Consider the following 14,962-nt stretch of genomic DNA (forward strand, 5'->3'; position numbering starts at 1 on the left):
TTATTTTCTAAGGCAAAAACCCATCAACCGCAGCGTATCCCACAATATTTGCATCCGCATCCAAAAAAACGACCCACTCGTCCAAATTTTTCTTACTTACCAAAGGTAAATAGTATATTTCTTCAATTTTTTTCCCACTCTTTCGCACCGCGTTGTCAATTAAGCCCCCCACATCGTCCGAAACTTGTCCTCTTAACTTCGCCAAACTGCGCATTCGGCTTTTAACCTGCTCACGATTTGATTCATAACTCACCCATGCTGCGGGTCTTGCACTTGGTTCAAAGCCCTGAGCAGATAAGTTGATGCTTTCAATTACTTCATCACCATTCTGGGCACCACGGGTTCCCACCAAAACAGGTCCCGTCCAACCAAAGCTCCGAAGCTCCCTTGACGCGCGATGAAGGTTACTCATATCTATGTCTACTGGCGATACGGCAACGAAACGATCCACCTCAAAAGCCAACCGCACTGGACGAGCCAGTGAAATGGTGTGCAATCCGTACAGCAATGCTGCAATCTGCAAAATTGAGACGATTGACAGGTCAATGAAGAGTTCTGCTCTTGATTTTTTAGGGTTGTATAAGATCGCTGTCAGCAGTGGTCCACAGATGACATCAATACTGACCAACATCCAGAAGAGATGCTGGCCACCAGCCAGACTCTCATACGGAAAGCGAAACCAAAAGCCAAAAACAATAATTGCCGCAACAGCCCCAATAATCAAGCTTATTGCCAAATGAATGGCCGCCGCCTTGAAAGAAGCACTCAGCCTTTGATTTTTGTACATGACTTAAGCAAAAAAGGATTCCGATCTCTCGGAATCCTTTTCATTTATTTAATTCGATGAATCAAATTAACGGCACTCAGCTGGAGCCAGCTTGAGAGGCAAAGTAGGATCTGTGGACAGTGTCGTAATCGCGAAGGGAGAAGTTGCACCAGCAGCACGGCACTTCCACTTCACGCCGTCGGTTGGCGGTGTGAACGCTGCTGTGGCATCAGGCAAAGCAACTTCCGTACCCACCGGGCCAAGATAAGGAACCAAGACCAGGGTATTATTTGCAGCAATTTCAATACGGGTAGAGTAAGGAATAGCGATCAGGCCAGTTGCGGGATCAATGTGTATGCCAGTGACTGGCGTGGTAACGCTATTCAATTGTCCGGCTGTCGCTGGGCCAATCACATTATCAGACATCGTGGGGGCCGTGTACCCGGAACCATATCCTTCAGAATCAGCAGCAACAGCTCCCTTTGCCAGGATGTCAGCAACATTTTGTTTCGCAGCGCCCGCTTGAACCAAGCCTTCCGATACGCGCGCACGCTTCGTGTAGTCTTGATAAGCAGGCAGTGCCACAGCAGCCAAAATACCGATAATCGCCACAACGATCATCAATTCGATAAGGGTGAAACCCTTTTGGATAGAACGCTTCATTTAAACATCTCCCCGGAGTAAAACAATGAGTGAATGGAACCTGAGGTTTACCCCGTGAGCCTCAAGTCTTGAGAATCTTACAAGCAGCTTGCGTGCCAACTTTGATCTACTCGCCAGAACCGCATGGATTGTTATTCCAGCGTCAAACCTAAGGCTTTGTTTGTAACAAATGACGTTTTTGTCGGAACAGAAGTGTCACTCGGGACAATTTCGACACTGTAAATGTTATTGAAATTTCAACCTCGATAGCTTTTTCACCCAGGCCGTTTCCAGCGCTCAGCGCTGGATGAACAGCATCGTCGTTCCGACGATTTCGATGCGGTCGCCGTCCTTGAGCTGGACGGGGTCGGCGCTGATCTGCTCGCCGTTGAGCGTGGGCATTTCATCGCCTTCGACATGGGCCAGGACGAAGCCTTGGTGGCGCTTGGTGATCGAGGCGACCGCCACGCCAGGCTTGCCGATGGTGGTGACGACCTTGACGAGAGAGACCTGCCGGCCCGCTGCCGCGCCGGAGAGGACTTTGACGTCGGCCTGCAGCGGAGGCGCTGGGGTGAGCGGTGCGGGGCGGGAGTTGGGAACCTTGGGCAGGGCCATGCCTGGCTTGAAGAGCATGGTCTTTTCATAGTCCACGCCACCCGCGCCGCCGGGGGCCTCGTCGACGAAGCGGATCTTGTAGCGGCCGAGTTCCACGGTGTCGCCGTTGCGCAGTTTGTGGCGCTTGACGGACTTGCCGTTGACGTGGGTGCCATTGGTGCTGTTGAGATCCTCGATCTCCACCTCGTCGGCGGCCATGTGCAGAAGCGCGTGCTCGCCGCTCACGGCGAGGTTGTCGATGACGACGTCGTTGTACGGGCGGCGGCCAAGCGTGGTGCGCTCCTTGGTCAGGGGCACTTCCTTGATGACCACTCCATCAACCGATACGACCATCTTGGGCATGATCTTTTCCTTCTAGTTCAAGCATTTGTTTCTTATCTACTAGCAAAGATCGGGCTCAATGTGAGCGCAGCAGTCGGGACATCAGGCTGGGCTTGATGATTTTCTGCTTTTCTCCAGCGGCCTGGACCAGAACAACACTGATGTTGTCACGCCCTCCCATGGCGTTGGCCAGCTGGATCATGCGCTCTGCCTTTTCCGTGAGCGGTGCGGGCGCCTTGGCGAGGGCCGCCAGATCGTCGTCACCGATCATGTTGGTCAATCCGTCCGAACACAGAATGTACAGATCCTGAGGCTCGACCGGAAACTCGTTGAAATCGATCTGGACCATAGTTTCCACGCCCAGCGCCCGCGTGACAAGATTGCCGTATTCGGAATTCTGCGCCTGCTGGGGAGTGAGCAGTCCGGCATCGATCTGCTCCTGCAGCCAGGAGTGGTCGCGCGTCAACTGCTGCAGCGCGCCGTCGCGCAGCCGATAGCAGCGCGAGTCGCCGACGTGGGCAAGCAGAAGACGGTCGCTGCGGAACAGGCCGACGACGAGCGTGGTGCCCATGCCGAGATTCTGGGGTGACGTGAGCGCGGCCTCGAGGATGTTGCGGTTGGCGCCGTTGATGCACATGTCGAGCGCGATGCGCAGCTCGGTCGGAGTGACGTCCGTGCCCAGCTCCTGCAACAGGCGCGCGAGATGGGTGTTCACATAGTCCACCGCCATGGCGCTGGCGACTTCGCCCGCGTTGTAGCCACCCATGCCGTCCGCCAGCAGGGCGAGGCCGCTGACGTCATCGACGCCGATGGCGTCTTCATTGTTGGCGCGAACTCGGCCTGCATCCGTCTGTGCGACGAATTCGTAGTGAGATGTGGACCGGTGAATCATCTTGACGCCATTGCTCAGCCAGTTTCAACAGCGGGCCGTGCTGCGACATGCGTTGCGATCGGCAGCGGATGTCATTGAAGTTTGCTAGTTTTACCGATTGCAATAATAGACGACTATTCAGTCAAATGCGATTCTGATAGTTTTTATTTTCATACCGCTAATCCAGTGCAATATGCCGTTTGCGCCTGCAATTGTCAGCTATCGTCAACTATCTGAATGGAATCTCCAAAATCAACGTTTGGAGATTCCCGTTTTATCCACATCAAGGTCAGGTTCGCGATCACCTGTTCAGAAGTGAGCACTCATGCATTTTCTATGGCCGCTGCCCGGCCTTGCTGCGGCGCTGAAGCAGCATACCGATCACCACGACCAGCACCGCGCCGAGCAGGGATGCCGCGTGAGGGAGCCAAGGATAGTTTGAAACAATGCTCTTGAGCATTTCGTCACTGGCGATGGTCTCTCCGGCGACCCAGCCGATCAGCGCAGCACCCAGCGTGACGATGGCGGGGAAGCGGTCCATGATCTTGATGATCAGTGTGGAGCCGAAGATCACCAGCGGGATGCTGATCGCCAAACCGAGAACCAGCAGCACCATGTTGCCTTGCGCCGCAGCGGCCACGGCGATCACGTTGTCCAAGCTCATCACCAGATCGGCGAGCAGGATGGTGCGGATGGCGACCATCATGCTGTTGGGGCCCTTGGATTCAGCGTCTCCATCGTCCCCGCTCACCAGCAATTGCGTGCCGATCCACAGCAGCAGACAGCCGCCCACGATCTGCAGCCACGGCAGCTGCAGCAGCTTCGCGGCCAGAAAAGTGAGAAGGATGCGCAGCACCACGGCCGCGCCGGAGCCAAACTGGATGGCCCTGCGCTGCTGCGCCGGCGGCAGGGAGCGAGCGGCCAATGCGATGACGACGGCGTTGTCGCCCGACAGCACGATGTTGATGCCGATGACCTCGAGCAGGCCGATCCAGAAAACGGAACTAGACAGCATCTCCATGCTTGACCTCTCCCCAGGCACGTAGATGCTTGGACTCCAAATGGAACATTCCTCCAGCATAGAGAGAATTGATGCAACAGGATGTCAGCCAAACGCCTGAATACCATCCATTGGCTTTCCCCGGACCAGTCAAAACCGGGAAACGCCACCCCGGAAAAGCAAAAAGGCAAAGCCTCCTGATCGGAAGTCTTTGCCTTGCATACCCCGAATGCGGGGTGGGAGCGTGAATGCCTGAGAGCGTGAGGGTGAAACGCTCAGGCTGCCGCGTGAACTTTGCTTTCGTTGCGTGCCTTGACGTACTTGCCCACGGCCACCACCAGAATCGCGCCGGCTGCTGCCGCCACGTAGTGCAGCCAAGGATGCGACAGGGCGTAGTCGTGCAGGATGTTGTCGTTGACGATGGTTTCGCCGCCGACCCAGCCGATCAGCGCCGCGCCGAGCGTGACGATGACGGGAAAGCGCTCCATGAGCTTGATCATGAGCGTGGAGCCGAAGATCACGAGCGGAATGCTGATGGCCAGGCCCAGAATCAGCAGGACCATGTTGCCTTGGGCTGTGGCGGCCACGGCGATCACGTTGTCCAGGCTCATCACCAGATCGGCGATCAGGATGGTGCGCACGGCGGCGACCATGCCGCCGCTGCCCTTGGATTCGCCTTCTTCATCGTCATCGCCGGTCAGCAGCTGGTAGCCGATCCACAGCAGCAGAACGCCGCCGATGATCTGCAGGAACGACAGCTCGAGCAGCTTGGCCGCCACGACGGTCAGCACGATGCGCAGCACCACGGCGGCGCCAGAGCCGATCATGATGGCCTTCTTTTGCTGAACGGGGGGAAGCGAGCGGGCCGCAAGTGCGATGACAACGGCGTTGTCGCCCGACAGGATGATGTTGATCCAGATGATCTTGACCAGCCCGATCCAGAAATCGGGCGTGTTGAGAAATTCCATTGTTACTCCACTGTTATGAATTGAAACGCCAGCCTGAAATTCAGGCTGGCGTTTCTTTTTGGAGTTCGCAGTGTAGAAGGGCGCAAGCCCCTCGTCATGCGTAGAAATGCGTAAGCATTTAAGAACTTCGACCCGCAAAACCAAGCGGGTCAACGCTTCATTGCTATCAAATTACTTTATCAAAGCCTTGAGCAGTCTGCCCATTTCCGATGGGTTGCGTGTGATCGTGAAGCCACACTCTTCCATCACGGCCAGCTTGGCGTCGGCCGTGTCGGCACCGCCGGAGATCAGCGCGCCTGCGTGGCCCATGCGCTTGCCCGGAGGGGCAGTCACGCCAGCGATGAAGCCGACGATTGGCTTCTTCATGTTGTCCTTGCACCAGCGGGCGGCTTCCGCCTCGTCCGGGCCACCGATTTCACCGATCATGATGACGGCGTCGGTGTCTGGATCGTCGTTGAAAGCCTTCATCACGTCGATGTGCTTCAGGCCGTTGATCGGGTCACCACCGATGCCGACGGCGGACGACTGGCCAATGCCCAGTTCGCTCAGCTGAGCCACGGCTTCGTACGTCAGCGTGCCGGAGCGGGAAACCACGCCGATGCGACCCTTCTTGTGGATGTGACCGGGCATGATGCCGATCTTGATTTCGTCAGGCGTGATCAGACCTGGGCAGTTGGGGCCCAGCAGCAGCGTCTTCTTGCCGCCGGCGGCTTCCTTGGCGCGCATCTTGTTGCGCACTTCCAGCATGTCGCGCACTGGGATGCCTTCGGTGATGCAGATCGCCAGATCCAGATCGGCTTCCACAGCTTCCCAGATGGCAGCGGCAGCGCCTGCTGGTGGCACGTAGATCACGGAAACGGTCGCGCCGGTTTCCTTGGCTGCGTCCTTCACGGAACCGAAGATTGGGATGTCGAAAATCTTCTCGCCAGCCTTCTTGGGGTTTACGCCCGCGACGAAGCAGTTCTTGCCGTTCGCGTATTCCTGGCACTTTTCAGTGTGGAACTGGCCCGTCTTGCCGGTGATGCCTTGGGTGATGACGCGGGTGTCTTTGTTGATGTAGATAGACATGGTGTTTCTCTCCAGGGCTTACTTGACGGCAGCGACGATCGCGGTGGCCGCTTCGGCCATCGTGTCGGCGGAGATGATCGGCAGACCGGATTCGGCCAGCATCTTCTTGCCCAGTTCTTCGTTGGTGCCCTTCATGCGCACGACCAGCGGCACGGACAGGTTCACGGCCTTGCAGGCGGTGATCACGCCGGTGGCGATGGTGTCGCACTTCATGATGCCGCCGAAGATGTTGACCAGAATGCCCTTGACCTTGGGGTTCTTGAGCATGATCTTGAAGGCTTCGGTGACCTTCTCGGGGGTGGCACCGCCGCCCACGTCCAGGAAGTTGGCCGGCTCGCCGCCGAACAGCTTGATGGTGTCCATGGTGGCCATGGCCAGACCGGCGCCGTTCACCAGGCAGCCGATGTTGCCATCGAGGCTGATGTAGGCCAGGTCGAACTTGGAGGCTTCCACTTCGGCCGGATCTTCTTCGTCCAGATCGCGCAGGGCCACGATCTCGGGGTGACGGAACAGCGCGTTGGAGTCGAAGTTGAACTTGGAGTCCAGAGCGATGATGTTGCCCTTGGAGTCACGGTTCAGCGGGTTGATTTCCACCAGCGCCGCGTCGGTTTCCATGTAGCACTTGTAGAGCTTCTGGCAGACGTCGATGAACTGCGCCATCGAGTCGGCAGGCATGCCGATGCCCTTGCCCAGCTCTTCGCCGTTGGCCTGCGTGAAGCCGACCAGCGGGTCCACGAACACGGTGATGATCTTCTCGGGAGTGGAGTGTGCCACTTCCTCGATGTCCATGCCGCCTTCGCTTGAAGCGATGAAGGCCACCTTCTGGGTGCCACGGTCGGTCACGGCGGACAGGTAGTATTCTTGCTGGATGTCGGCGCCGTCTTCGATGTACAGGCGACGGACCTTCTGGCCTTCAGGGCCGGTCTGGTGCGTGACCAGCTGCATGCCGAGGATGTCGGTTGCACGTGCCTTCACGTCCTCAATGGTCTTGGCGACCTTGACGCCGCCGCCCTTGCCGCGGCCACCGGCGTGGATCTGCGCCTTGACGACCCAGACGGGGCCGCCCAGCTTTTGAGCTGCTTCCACAGCTTCCTGAACGGTGAATGCAGGGATGCCGCGCGGAACGGGCACACCGAAACTACGCAAGATTTCCTTGCCTTGGTACTCGTGAATCTTCATGAGGTGTCTCTCGGAGAAGTGGTTGGGTGCCCGAACGCCATTCACAGAACGGCAGACTGGAGTGAGCGAATCAAAGATTACATTCGCACCGGATGACCACCGCCTTACAGGCAAACAGGGTGAGTTTGCACACAAGGCCGCTACATCCGACAATCAAGTCAGCCGCTACAGGAAAGGGTGCCTGGCCGCGGGCTTCATCAGCATGGCAACTAATAAATGTATCATGCTGCGACGCACCATTATTGTGGATAAAACTTATCCCTTTGTCTGCCTTTGGGCGGACCCTCTCGGAGAACAGCATGGCAAAAGTCTTTATCGATGGCGAAGCAGGCACAACCGGATTGCAGATCCGCGAGCGCCTGCAGACCATGGCGCAAGTCGAACTGGTGAGCATCGCTCCCGAACTGCGCAAGGACCCCGCCGCCAAACGCGCGCTGATCGCCGGCGTGGATCTGGTCGTTCTGTGCCTGCACGACGATGCGGCAAGCGACTCCGTCGCGCTGATCGATGAAGTGAGCAAGGAAACCGGCAAGACCATCAAGATCATCGACGCGTCGACCGCGCACCGCGTGAAGGAAGGCTGGGTCTTCGGCTTTCCCGAACTGGCTCCCGGCCAGCTCGAAGCCGTGCGCCAAGCCACGCGCGTGGCCAACCCCGGCTGCTACGCGACCGGCGCCATCGCGCTGCTGCGTCCATTGGTCGATGCGGGCCTGCTGCCCAAGGACTACCCCGTTGCGCTGCCCTCGGTGAGCGGCTATTCCGGCGGTGGCCGCACGATGATCGAAGCCTACGAGGCGGGCAACGCCGCCCCGTTCGAACTCTATGCGCTCGGCCTGTCGCACAAGCACATCCCCGAGATCATGAACTACACCGGCATCACGCGCCGCCCGATCTTCGTGCCTGCCGTCGGCAACTTCCCGCAGGGCATGCTGGTGCAGTTGCCCCTGCACCTCGACACCCTGCCCGGCCAACCCAAGGTGGCTGACGTGCACAAGGTGCTGGCCGATCACTACGCCCAAACCGACACGCCCGACCACTGGGTGCAGGTGCTGCCCGCCACCGACGATGGCAAGCTTGATGCCGTGGCCCTCAAGGACACGAACAAGCTCGAAGTGCGCGTCTACGGCAACGACAACTACCAGCAGGCCGTGCTCGTGGCCCGCCTCGACAACCTCGGCAAGGGTGCCAGCGGCGCAGCCGTGCAGAATCTCAAGCTGATGCTCGGCATCTGATTTTTCGAAGCCTCCCATACCCAAAGCCGCCGGGCAAACCCATTGCCCGGCGGCTTTTTTGCGTGGATCTACCCGCTGGCCAGGCGCTGGTAGCGGCCGCCCGGCAAGCGGGCCACATGGCCGTCCAGCTCCAACTGAAGCAATTGCACCTGCAGCGTCGCGGCGTCCCAGCCCGTGCGCGAGACCAGGGCATCCAGCCCCATCGGATCAAATCCGAGCGCGCCCAGCAACTCGTGCTGCTGGTCCGAGAGATGTTCAAGACCATCCCTGACGATGTCCAGTTGGTGCATGGCAAGCGGCGGTGCCTTGGCCTGGGTTCTGGGCGTGGATGAATGCAGAGGCTTTTCAAGCGATTCTCGCGGCATCTGCAGCTCCTCGAGAACGTCCTGCGCCGACTCCACCAGCTTGGCGCCCTGGCGCAGCAGCGCATGGCAGCCGCGTGACTGCGGCGCGTGAATCGAGCCCGGAATCGCGAACACTTCCCGGCCCTGCTCGCTCGCAAGACGTGCGGTGATCAGCGAGCCGGAGGCCACGGCCGCCTCCACCACCAGCGTGCCTTTCGACAGTCCCGCAATGATCCGATTGCGCTTGGGAAAGTTCGCGGCCAGCGGCGGCGTGCCCAGAGGGTATTCGCTGACCAGCATCCCGCTGTGCGCGATGCGCATGGCCAGTTCCTGATTCGCGCGCGGGTAGACGCAGTCCAGTCCCGTGCCCACCACCGCGACGGTGGCCGCCGTCGACGGCTGCGCGTCGGCTGCGAGGGCTCCCTCGTGCGCTGCGGCGTCGATGCCAAGCGCCAGACCCGAGACGATCGTGAGCCCCGCCTCGCGCAAGGACTTGGCGAACTCGCGTGCATTGGCCTTGCCCTGAGGCGTGGGGTTGCGGCTGCCGACCATGGCAAGGCACTGTGCGCTGGCCGCCGCAAGCCCGCCGCTTTGCAGCAGTTGCCGCGCCCCCTCCACATAGAGCAGCAGCGGCGGGTCCTCCGTCGCGAGCAGGCTCTGCGGATACTCCGGATCACCCAGAGTGCAGATCGTGCGGGCCGGCATGTTCGGATTGCTGGCCGGTGCCTCGAGCCAGCGCTGGGTCTCGTCGAGCAGCTTCCGGAAATCCGGCGGCTCGCTGCTCAACGCCAGCGCCTGAGTGCCGGACACGCAGGACTGCAAGGCGCCCAGCGACTGCGCGAAGATCTGCTGCGGCAGGCCGAACGCCGCCAGCAGCCTGCGCGCGGACTGGTTGCCCACGCCGGGCGTGGCCATGAGCCGCAGCCAGGCCATCAATTCATCACGCTGCATCGTGTGTCTGCCTTCCAAAAAAAGAATGCCGGCCCGCATGAACGGGCCGGCATTCCTCTGTCCGTGGGACTGGCCGATGTCCGGATCGGCGCAGCGCATCCGGGCTTATTGCGGGTTCACCATCCGGTCACCCACGGCCACGCCATAGCGCACCTGCAACAGCAAGGCATAGGACACGTTGTCGAAGGTGCGGAACACCATCGCCATGCCATTGGCCTCGCTCGGCAGCTTGATCATGGTGCGGCGGCCATCGGTCTTGTCCCGAATGCGATCGCCCTTGGTCAGCACGGTCAGAATCATGCCGGGCTCCAGTCCATCATTGGCGCCGCGGTTGATTGCAACGACCTGATTCTGACCGGCATTCGTCACCGTGGAACTGCCATAGATCGAAACAACGCGTGCATCCACATCATCGTAAGGCGCACGCGGCACGTAGTTCATGAAGCTGCGCTGGGCCAGCGGCATCAGGCGGTCGCCCACGCGCACTTCTTCCTTGACCGAGACGATGTCCAGCGTCGCTGGCACCGGATCGGTGTTGCTCCCGCCCTTGCCGTCCGGCGTGATTTCCTGGGATTCGCCACGTACCATCTCTGCGCGACCGACGTACTGCGCCTCGTAGCCCAGAATGGCGCCGGTCTCGGGGTCCTTCATGGGAATGGCATTGCGGAAGATGCGGAAGTTGCGGTCTTCGCCCGGATCGGTCAGCAAGCCCTGGCCGCTCACGCTGCGTGCATAGACGCGATCGCCCGCGCTCTGGATCGTGCGCGTTTCGACGGCGGCGACGATGCGCGGAGACAGCTCGAGCGTGTTGCTGGTCAGCACTTCGGGCTCGACCAGGAAAGGTTCAATCAGATGCTGCTGCACGGTCGGCAGTGCCGTGCCCGAGACGCTGTCGAGGCGCGTGCGCGGCGTGATGCGCACCGTCTCGTCACCGCTGCTGCCGCCACCGCGTGTGGACAGGCGCGCATAGCCGTCGACCTTCTCCAGATACAGCGTCTGGCCCGGGTAAATCAGATGGGGGTTGCGGATCGCCTCCATGTTCATGCCCCACAGCTCGGGCCAGCGCCATGGCTTGGCGAGGTACAGGCCGGAGATCGACCAGAGCGTGTCGCCGCGCTTGACGACATAGGTGTCCGGCGCGTTGGCGACCAGATCGCCCACCGGCACACCGCGCGAGGCCACCTGCTGCGCGGTGGCGCGCTGCTTTGCGGTAACCGGATGCTGTTGCGCATGCGCCCCGGAGGCCAACACCGAGCCCGCCATCAAAACCAACGCTGCTGCCACTCGTGAAACGCTAGCTTTGGAAGGACCGGCCATGTTGTTCATCTTTTCACGCATTGAATTTCGCCCTCTCAACGACCATATGGCTGTGGTGCGCCATAGAAAAACATTCTTGGCTTTTGCACGCACAACGTTACAAACGATCTCAGATTCTCAGCCCAAGCCCTTGATAGAGCAATGATTATTGCGTTTGACCCCCGCAGGAATCAGCAAAAGTGGCGAAAATAGCGACATATTTCACGTCTCGACATGGCAATTCTTCCCATTCTCTGTTACCCCGACCCTCGCCTGCACAAGGTCGCCAAGCCCGTTGAAGGCGTGGACGAGCGCGTGCGCGCGATCCTCGACGACATGCTGGCGACCATGTACGACGCCAACGGCATCGGCCTTGCCGCGACGCAGGTGGACATCCACGAGCGCATCGTCGTGATCGACGTCTCCGAGGACCGTGACCAGCCCATGGTGCTGATCAACCCCGAGATCACCTGGTACAGCGACGAAAAGCTGGTCGGCGACGAAGGCTGTCTTTCCGTGCCTGGCATCTACGACGGCGTCGAGCGCTCGGCGCAGGTCCATGTGCGCGCCACCGACCGCGACGGCCAGTCCCGCGTGATCGAGGCCGAAGGCCTGCTCGCGGTCTGCGTGCAGCACGAGCTCGACCACCTGCTTGGCAAGGTGTTCGTCGAATACCTCTCGCCCCTCAAGCGCAACCGCATCAAGACCAAGCTGCTCAAGCAGAAGAAGAACGAGGAACGCGCATGACGCGCACGGCAGGCGGATTCCCCTGGCCTGCCGGCCTTCGCGCGGGTGCCGCAGCGCTCTTGACCTGCGTCATGCTGGTCGGCTGCGCAAGTTTCAGCACGCCCGAGCGCGGCGAAACTTCGGCCCAGGTGCAGGCCCGCATGGGCGCGCCGATGAACGTGATCGCGCTGCCCCATGGCGGCCAGCGCTGGCTGTACTCCACCCTGCCCATGGGCCGCGAGGTCTATCACGCGGACTTCGACACCGCGGGTCGCCTCGAATCGTTCACCCAGGTGCTGGACTTCGCGCACCTCTCGCGCACGCCGGTGGGCTCCACCCGCCGCCAGGTGCTCGATTTTTACGGTCCGCCGTATGAAATCACCGAAGTGGCCAGCTTCCGGGGCAAAGTCTGGACCTACCGTTTCATGGACGACATGAATCTGCGCCGCCTCGGCCATCTGCACATCGACACGGAGGGCCATCTGGCCAAGGTGATGTTCACGGACGAACCCACGGCCGACGATTTCCGCGCGTTCTGATGACACGGCTCCGGCGCTTGCGTCCGGGCAGCCTTCGTTTTTCGTCCATTCTCCAATTCCAGAACCCGCCCCCGCTTTCAGGATGCGCCCATGAAGATCGTTTTTGCCGGAACCCCCGAATTCGCCGCCGTGGCGCTCAAGCGCCTGCTCGCCGCCGGGTTCGAGGTGCCGCTGGTGCTCACCCAGCCCGACCGTCCCGCCGGTCGCGGCATGAAACTGCAGGCCTCCCCCGTCAAGCAATGCGCACTCGAGCACGGCATCCCCGTCAGCCAGCCACGCAGCCTGCGCCTGGACGGCAAGTACCCCGACGATGCCGCTGCCGCCCAAGAGGCGCTGCGGGCCAGCGGCGCCGACTGCATGGTCGTGGCCGCCTATGGCCTGATCCTGCCGCAATGGGTGCTGGACCTGCCGCGCCTGGGCTGCCTGAACATCCACGCAAGCCTGCTGCCGCGCTGGCGCGGCGCTGCGCCGATTCACCGCGCCATCGAAGCGGGTGATGCCGAAACCGGCGTGACCATCATGCAGATGGACGCGGGTCTCGACACCGGCGACATGCTGCTGGTCGAGGCCTTGACGATCTCGGGCCAGGACACCACGGCCACGCTGCACGACAAGCTGGCGGAGCTCGGTGGCCGCCTGATCGTCGAGGCGCTCGAAATCGCCTCCTGCGGCAACCTGACCCGCGTTAAGCAACCTGAGGCCGGCGTGACTTACGCGCACAAGATCGAAAAGGCCGAAAGCGCCATCGACTGGAACCTGTCCGCCGAGGTGATCGCGCGCCGCGTGCGCGCCTTCGATCCGTTCCCCGCCGCCTCGACCGCATTCCATGGCGAGACCGTCAAAATCTGGGCCGCGACGGCTGTATCGATGGAATCGGAAATCAACCCGAAAATGGAATCCGATACCACCACGCAAGCGCAATTGCGAGCAAGCGCGCAGAATTCGCACGTTGGTCAAATCTTGGACATCGGCCCGAACGGCATCGACGTCGCCTGTGGCGGCTCCACCGTGCTGCGTCTGACTGCATTGCAACGCGCTGGCGGCAAACGGCTTGCTTTTGCCGACTTTCTGCGTGGTTTTGTGCTCAATGTCGGCGATGTTCTGGGATCGGATCAACCCGCCACCTGACCGCATCCGCCCATTTCCGATCCATGACGCGACCCACCATCTCAGAGCTTTCCACGCGCTTCGGGCAATTTGCCCGGGAGCAGTGGGCACAATGGCGGGCCATGATGCAGGAGCCGTACTACAAGCTCGGCGTGACCGACATGATGGGCACGGGCATCGGCATCGCGGCCTGGGGCCTCGTGACCGGCGTCGCCATGGTCAAGAGCGGACTGTCGGTGCCGCTGTCGATCTTCATGTCGCTGCTCATCTACGCCGGCAGTGCCCAGCTCGCCGTGCTGCCGCTCCTGGTGGCGGGCGCGCCGCTCTGGGTGATCTGGCTCACCGCCATCTGCGTGAACCTGCGCTTCGTGATCTTCAGCCAGATGTGGCGCAGCTACTTTCATGAATTTCCACGCAACAAGCGTCTTCTGCTCGCATATTTCAGCGGAGACGTCATATTTGTCGGCTTCATGAAGCGGTTCCCCGAACCGAAACCTGCACCCGGTCAAGTGGCCTACTTCTCGGGTGCCGCCTCGACCAACTGGATGATGTGGCAGATTCCGTCGATTGCCGGCATGCTGCTCGCCAATGCGATTCCGCTGTCCTGGGGCCTTGGCTTCGCGGGCGTGCTCGCGCTGCTCGGCATTCTGTTGTCGATGATCAACGACCGCTTCACCGTGCTCGCCACTGCGGTCGCCGGAACGGCCGCCGTCGCCGCGTTCGCGTTGCCGCTCAAGATGAACATTCTGGTCGCCGTGGTGGCTGCCGTGGCGGCCGGCCTGATGTTCGAATCGGCGGACCGCCACATGAAACGCCTCAAGCTCCGCCAGACCGCCGAAGCCAGGCTCGACGAGGAGCGCAAGGGCACCGACGCCCCCTCCTCCTCTGCCAACGATGCCGGGGAGGGCCGCCCATGATCTGGTATGCGATCGAGATGATCATCGCCACGCTTGGGTTGGCGATCATTACCGTGGTCACGCGCTCGTTCTTCATGATTTCGGACAAGGAACTGCCCATGCCCGAATGGCTGCGGCGCGGGCTCAAGTACGCTCCGCTGGCCGCGCTCGGTGCCGTGATCGTGCCCGAACTGTTCATGACGAACGGCAAATTCATCCACACTCTGCTCGACGCGCGCCTGCCCGCACTCGCCGGGGCCGTGATCTATTACTACACCAAGCGCGGCATCCTCGGCACGATTCTGGTGGGCATGATCATCTACCTGCCGCTGCACATCGGGCTCGGTTGGTAAGAGAAGCGGCAAGAGGCTCGAAAACGCCTTTCCCACGCCGATAGCGCTGGAACCAAGCTCCGCGTCAGCCTTGCCACCTACAATCGGC

Annotated in this window: 16 protein-coding genes; 6 read left to right on the forward strand and 10 right to left on the reverse strand. The window is 60.7% G+C overall.

The window, feature by feature from the left end; genetic code table 11:
• Window positions 1–7: 7 nt before the first annotated feature.
• The 8 genes from tfpZ to sucC all read right to left on the reverse strand — a co-directional run bounded on the left by tfpZ (window position 8) and on the right by sucC (window position 7,430).
• Window positions 8–787 (reverse strand): TfpX/TfpZ family type IV pilin accessory protein, encoded by a 780-nt coding sequence (gene tfpZ / locus ISG32_RS11735; RefSeq protein WP_194771201.1) that lies wholly within the window; start codon window positions 785–787, stop codon window positions 8–10.
• A 66-nt stretch (window positions 788–853) separates the two neighbouring features.
• On the reverse strand, window positions 854–1,429 hold the full coding sequence (locus tag ISG32_RS11740; RefSeq protein WP_194771202.1) for a pilin: 576 nt from the start codon (window positions 1,427–1,429) through the stop codon (window positions 854–856).
• 276 nt (window positions 1,430–1,705) lie between these two features.
• The gene (locus ISG32_RS11745) at window positions 1,706–2,365 is read right to left on the reverse strand and encodes an FHA domain-containing protein (protein WP_194771203.1); all 660 of its coding nucleotides are present in this window, start codon (window positions 2,363–2,365) and stop codon (window positions 1,706–1,708) included.
• 55 nt (window positions 2,366–2,420) lie between these two features.
• Window positions 2,421–3,236, reverse strand: a complete 816-nt coding sequence (locus ISG32_RS11750; RefSeq protein ID WP_194771204.1) for a Stp1/IreP family PP2C-type Ser/Thr phosphatase — start codon at window positions 3,234–3,236, stop codon at window positions 2,421–2,423.
• A 313-nt stretch (window positions 3,237–3,549) separates the two neighbouring features.
• A complete protein-coding gene (locus tag ISG32_RS11755) occupies window positions 3,550–4,236 on the reverse strand; it encodes a TerC family protein (RefSeq protein ID WP_194771205.1) in 687 nt (228 codons plus the stop codon).
• A gap of 254 nt (window positions 4,237–4,490) precedes the next feature.
• Window positions 4,491–5,183: a TerC family protein gene (locus tag ISG32_RS11760; RefSeq protein WP_194771206.1), complete on the reverse strand. Its 693-nt coding sequence runs from the start codon at window positions 5,181–5,183 to the stop codon at window positions 4,491–4,493.
• A gap of 171 nt (window positions 5,184–5,354) precedes the next feature.
• Window positions 5,355–6,251, reverse strand: coding sequence for a succinate--CoA ligase subunit alpha (gene sucD, locus ISG32_RS11765; RefSeq protein WP_194771207.1), 897 nt, complete (start codon window positions 6,249–6,251; stop codon window positions 5,355–5,357).
• Window positions 6,252–6,269: 18 nt separating this feature from the next.
• Complete coding sequence (gene sucC, locus ISG32_RS11770; RefSeq protein ID WP_194771208.1) at window positions 6,270–7,430, reverse strand: ADP-forming succinate--CoA ligase subunit beta; 1,161 nt, start codon at window positions 7,428–7,430, stop codon at window positions 6,270–6,272.
• 299 nt (window positions 7,431–7,729) lie between these two features.
• Between sucC and argC the strand changes: the two genes are divergently transcribed.
• Window positions 7,730–8,662, forward strand: coding sequence for an N-acetyl-gamma-glutamyl-phosphate reductase (argC, locus tag ISG32_RS11775; RefSeq protein ID WP_194771209.1), 933 nt, complete (start codon window positions 7,730–7,732; stop codon window positions 8,660–8,662).
• Window positions 8,663–8,730: 68 nt separating this feature from the next.
• Here the strand turns inward: argC and dprA are convergent, their stop codons facing one another.
• Together dprA and ISG32_RS11785 are read right to left on the reverse strand one after the other, a co-directional pair.
• Window positions 8,731–9,957 (reverse strand): DNA-processing protein DprA, encoded by a 1,227-nt coding sequence (dprA, locus tag ISG32_RS11780; RefSeq protein ID WP_194771210.1) that lies wholly within the window; start codon window positions 9,955–9,957, stop codon window positions 8,731–8,733.
• Window positions 9,958–10,062: 105 nt separating this feature from the next.
• Window positions 10,063–11,295 carry a LysM peptidoglycan-binding domain-containing protein gene (locus ISG32_RS11785; protein WP_194771211.1) on the reverse strand — a complete coding sequence of 411 codons (1,233 nt, stop codon included), beginning with the start codon at window positions 11,293–11,295 and terminating at the stop codon, window positions 10,063–10,065.
• 192 nt (window positions 11,296–11,487) lie between these two features.
• Here ISG32_RS11785 and def point away from each other — a divergent pair, with 192 nt between their 5' ends.
• The 5 genes from def to ISG32_RS11810 all read left to right on the forward strand — a co-directional run bounded on the left by def (window position 11,488) and on the right by ISG32_RS11810 (window position 14,874).
• Window positions 11,488–12,000: a peptide deformylase gene (def, locus tag ISG32_RS11790; protein WP_194771212.1), complete on the forward strand. Its 513-nt coding sequence runs from the start codon at window positions 11,488–11,490 to the stop codon at window positions 11,998–12,000.
• On the forward strand, window positions 11,997–12,518 hold the full coding sequence (locus ISG32_RS11795; protein ID WP_194771213.1) for a hypothetical protein: 522 nt from the start codon (window positions 11,997–11,999) through the stop codon (window positions 12,516–12,518). The genes def and ISG32_RS11795 overlap by 4 nt, the downstream gene beginning before the upstream one ends.
• A 90-nt stretch (window positions 12,519–12,608) precedes the next feature.
• The gene (gene fmt, locus ISG32_RS11800) at window positions 12,609–13,646 is read left to right on the forward strand and encodes a methionyl-tRNA formyltransferase (protein ID WP_194771214.1); all 1,038 of its coding nucleotides are present in this window, start codon (window positions 12,609–12,611) and stop codon (window positions 13,644–13,646) included.
• Between the two features lie 101 nt (window positions 13,647–13,747).
• Window positions 13,748–14,542, forward strand: coding sequence for an AzlC family ABC transporter permease (locus ISG32_RS11805; RefSeq protein WP_228529795.1), 795 nt, complete (start codon window positions 13,748–13,750; stop codon window positions 14,540–14,542).
• Window positions 14,539–14,874, forward strand: coding sequence for an AzlD domain-containing protein (locus ISG32_RS11810; protein WP_194771216.1), 336 nt, complete (start codon window positions 14,539–14,541; stop codon window positions 14,872–14,874). The genes ISG32_RS11805 and ISG32_RS11810 overlap by 4 nt, the downstream gene beginning before the upstream one ends.
• Window positions 14,875–14,962: the final 88 nt, after the last annotated feature.

The sequence above is a fragment of the Diaphorobacter caeni genome (assembly GCF_015354245.1).
In the GTDB taxonomy this organism is placed as follows: domain Bacteria; phylum Pseudomonadota; class Gammaproteobacteria; order Burkholderiales; family Burkholderiaceae_C; genus Diaphorobacter_A; species Diaphorobacter_A caeni.

Excerpts from the sequence above, each read along its gene's own strand:
- ISG32_RS11760 (WP_194771206.1), bottom strand. The coding sequence starts at position 5,183 with ATGGAATTTCTCAACACGCCCGATTTCTGGATCGGGCTGGTCAAGATC.
- ISG32_RS11785 (WP_194771211.1), bottom strand. The coding sequence starts at position 11,295 with ATGCGTGAAAAGATGAACAACATGGCCGGTCCTTCCAAAGCTAGCGTT.
- ISG32_RS11810 (WP_194771216.1), top strand. The coding sequence starts at position 14,539 with ATGATCTGGTATGCGATCGAGATGATCATCGCCACGCTTGGGTTGGCG.
- dprA (WP_194771210.1), bottom strand. The coding sequence starts at position 9,957 with ATGCAGCGTGATGAATTGATGGCCTGGCTGCGGCTCATGGCCACGCCC.
- sucC (WP_194771208.1), bottom strand. The coding sequence starts at position 7,430 with ATGAAGATTCACGAGTACCAAGGCAAGGAAATCTTGCGTAGTTTCGGT.
- ISG32_RS11745 (WP_194771203.1), bottom strand. The coding sequence starts at position 2,365 with ATGCCCAAGATGGTCGTATCGGTTGATGGAGTGGTCATCAAGGAAGTG.
- sucD (WP_194771207.1), bottom strand. The coding sequence starts at position 6,251 with ATGTCTATCTACATCAACAAAGACACCCGCGTCATCACCCAAGGCATC.
- ISG32_RS11805 (WP_228529795.1), top strand. The coding sequence starts at position 13,748 with ATGATGCAGGAGCCGTACTACAAGCTCGGCGTGACCGACATGATGGGC.
- ISG32_RS11795 (WP_194771213.1), top strand. The coding sequence starts at position 11,997 with ATGACGCGCACGGCAGGCGGATTCCCCTGGCCTGCCGGCCTTCGCGCG.
- def (WP_194771212.1), top strand. The coding sequence starts at position 11,488 with ATGGCAATTCTTCCCATTCTCTGTTACCCCGACCCTCGCCTGCACAAG.
- ISG32_RS11750 (WP_194771204.1), bottom strand. The coding sequence starts at position 3,236 with ATGATTCACCGGTCCACATCTCACTACGAATTCGTCGCACAGACGGAT.
- ISG32_RS11740 (WP_194771202.1), bottom strand. The coding sequence starts at position 1,429 with ATGAAGCGTTCTATCCAAAAGGGTTTCACCCTTATCGAATTGATGATC.
- fmt (WP_194771214.1), top strand. The coding sequence starts at position 12,609 with ATGAAGATCGTTTTTGCCGGAACCCCCGAATTCGCCGCCGTGGCGCTC.
- argC (WP_194771209.1), top strand. The coding sequence starts at position 7,730 with ATGGCAAAAGTCTTTATCGATGGCGAAGCAGGCACAACCGGATTGCAG.
- ISG32_RS11755 (WP_194771205.1), bottom strand. The coding sequence starts at position 4,236 with ATGGAGATGCTGTCTAGTTCCGTTTTCTGGATCGGCCTGCTCGAGGTC.
- tfpZ (WP_194771201.1), bottom strand. The coding sequence starts at position 787 with ATGTACAAAAATCAAAGGCTGAGTGCTTCTTTCAAGGCGGCGGCCATT.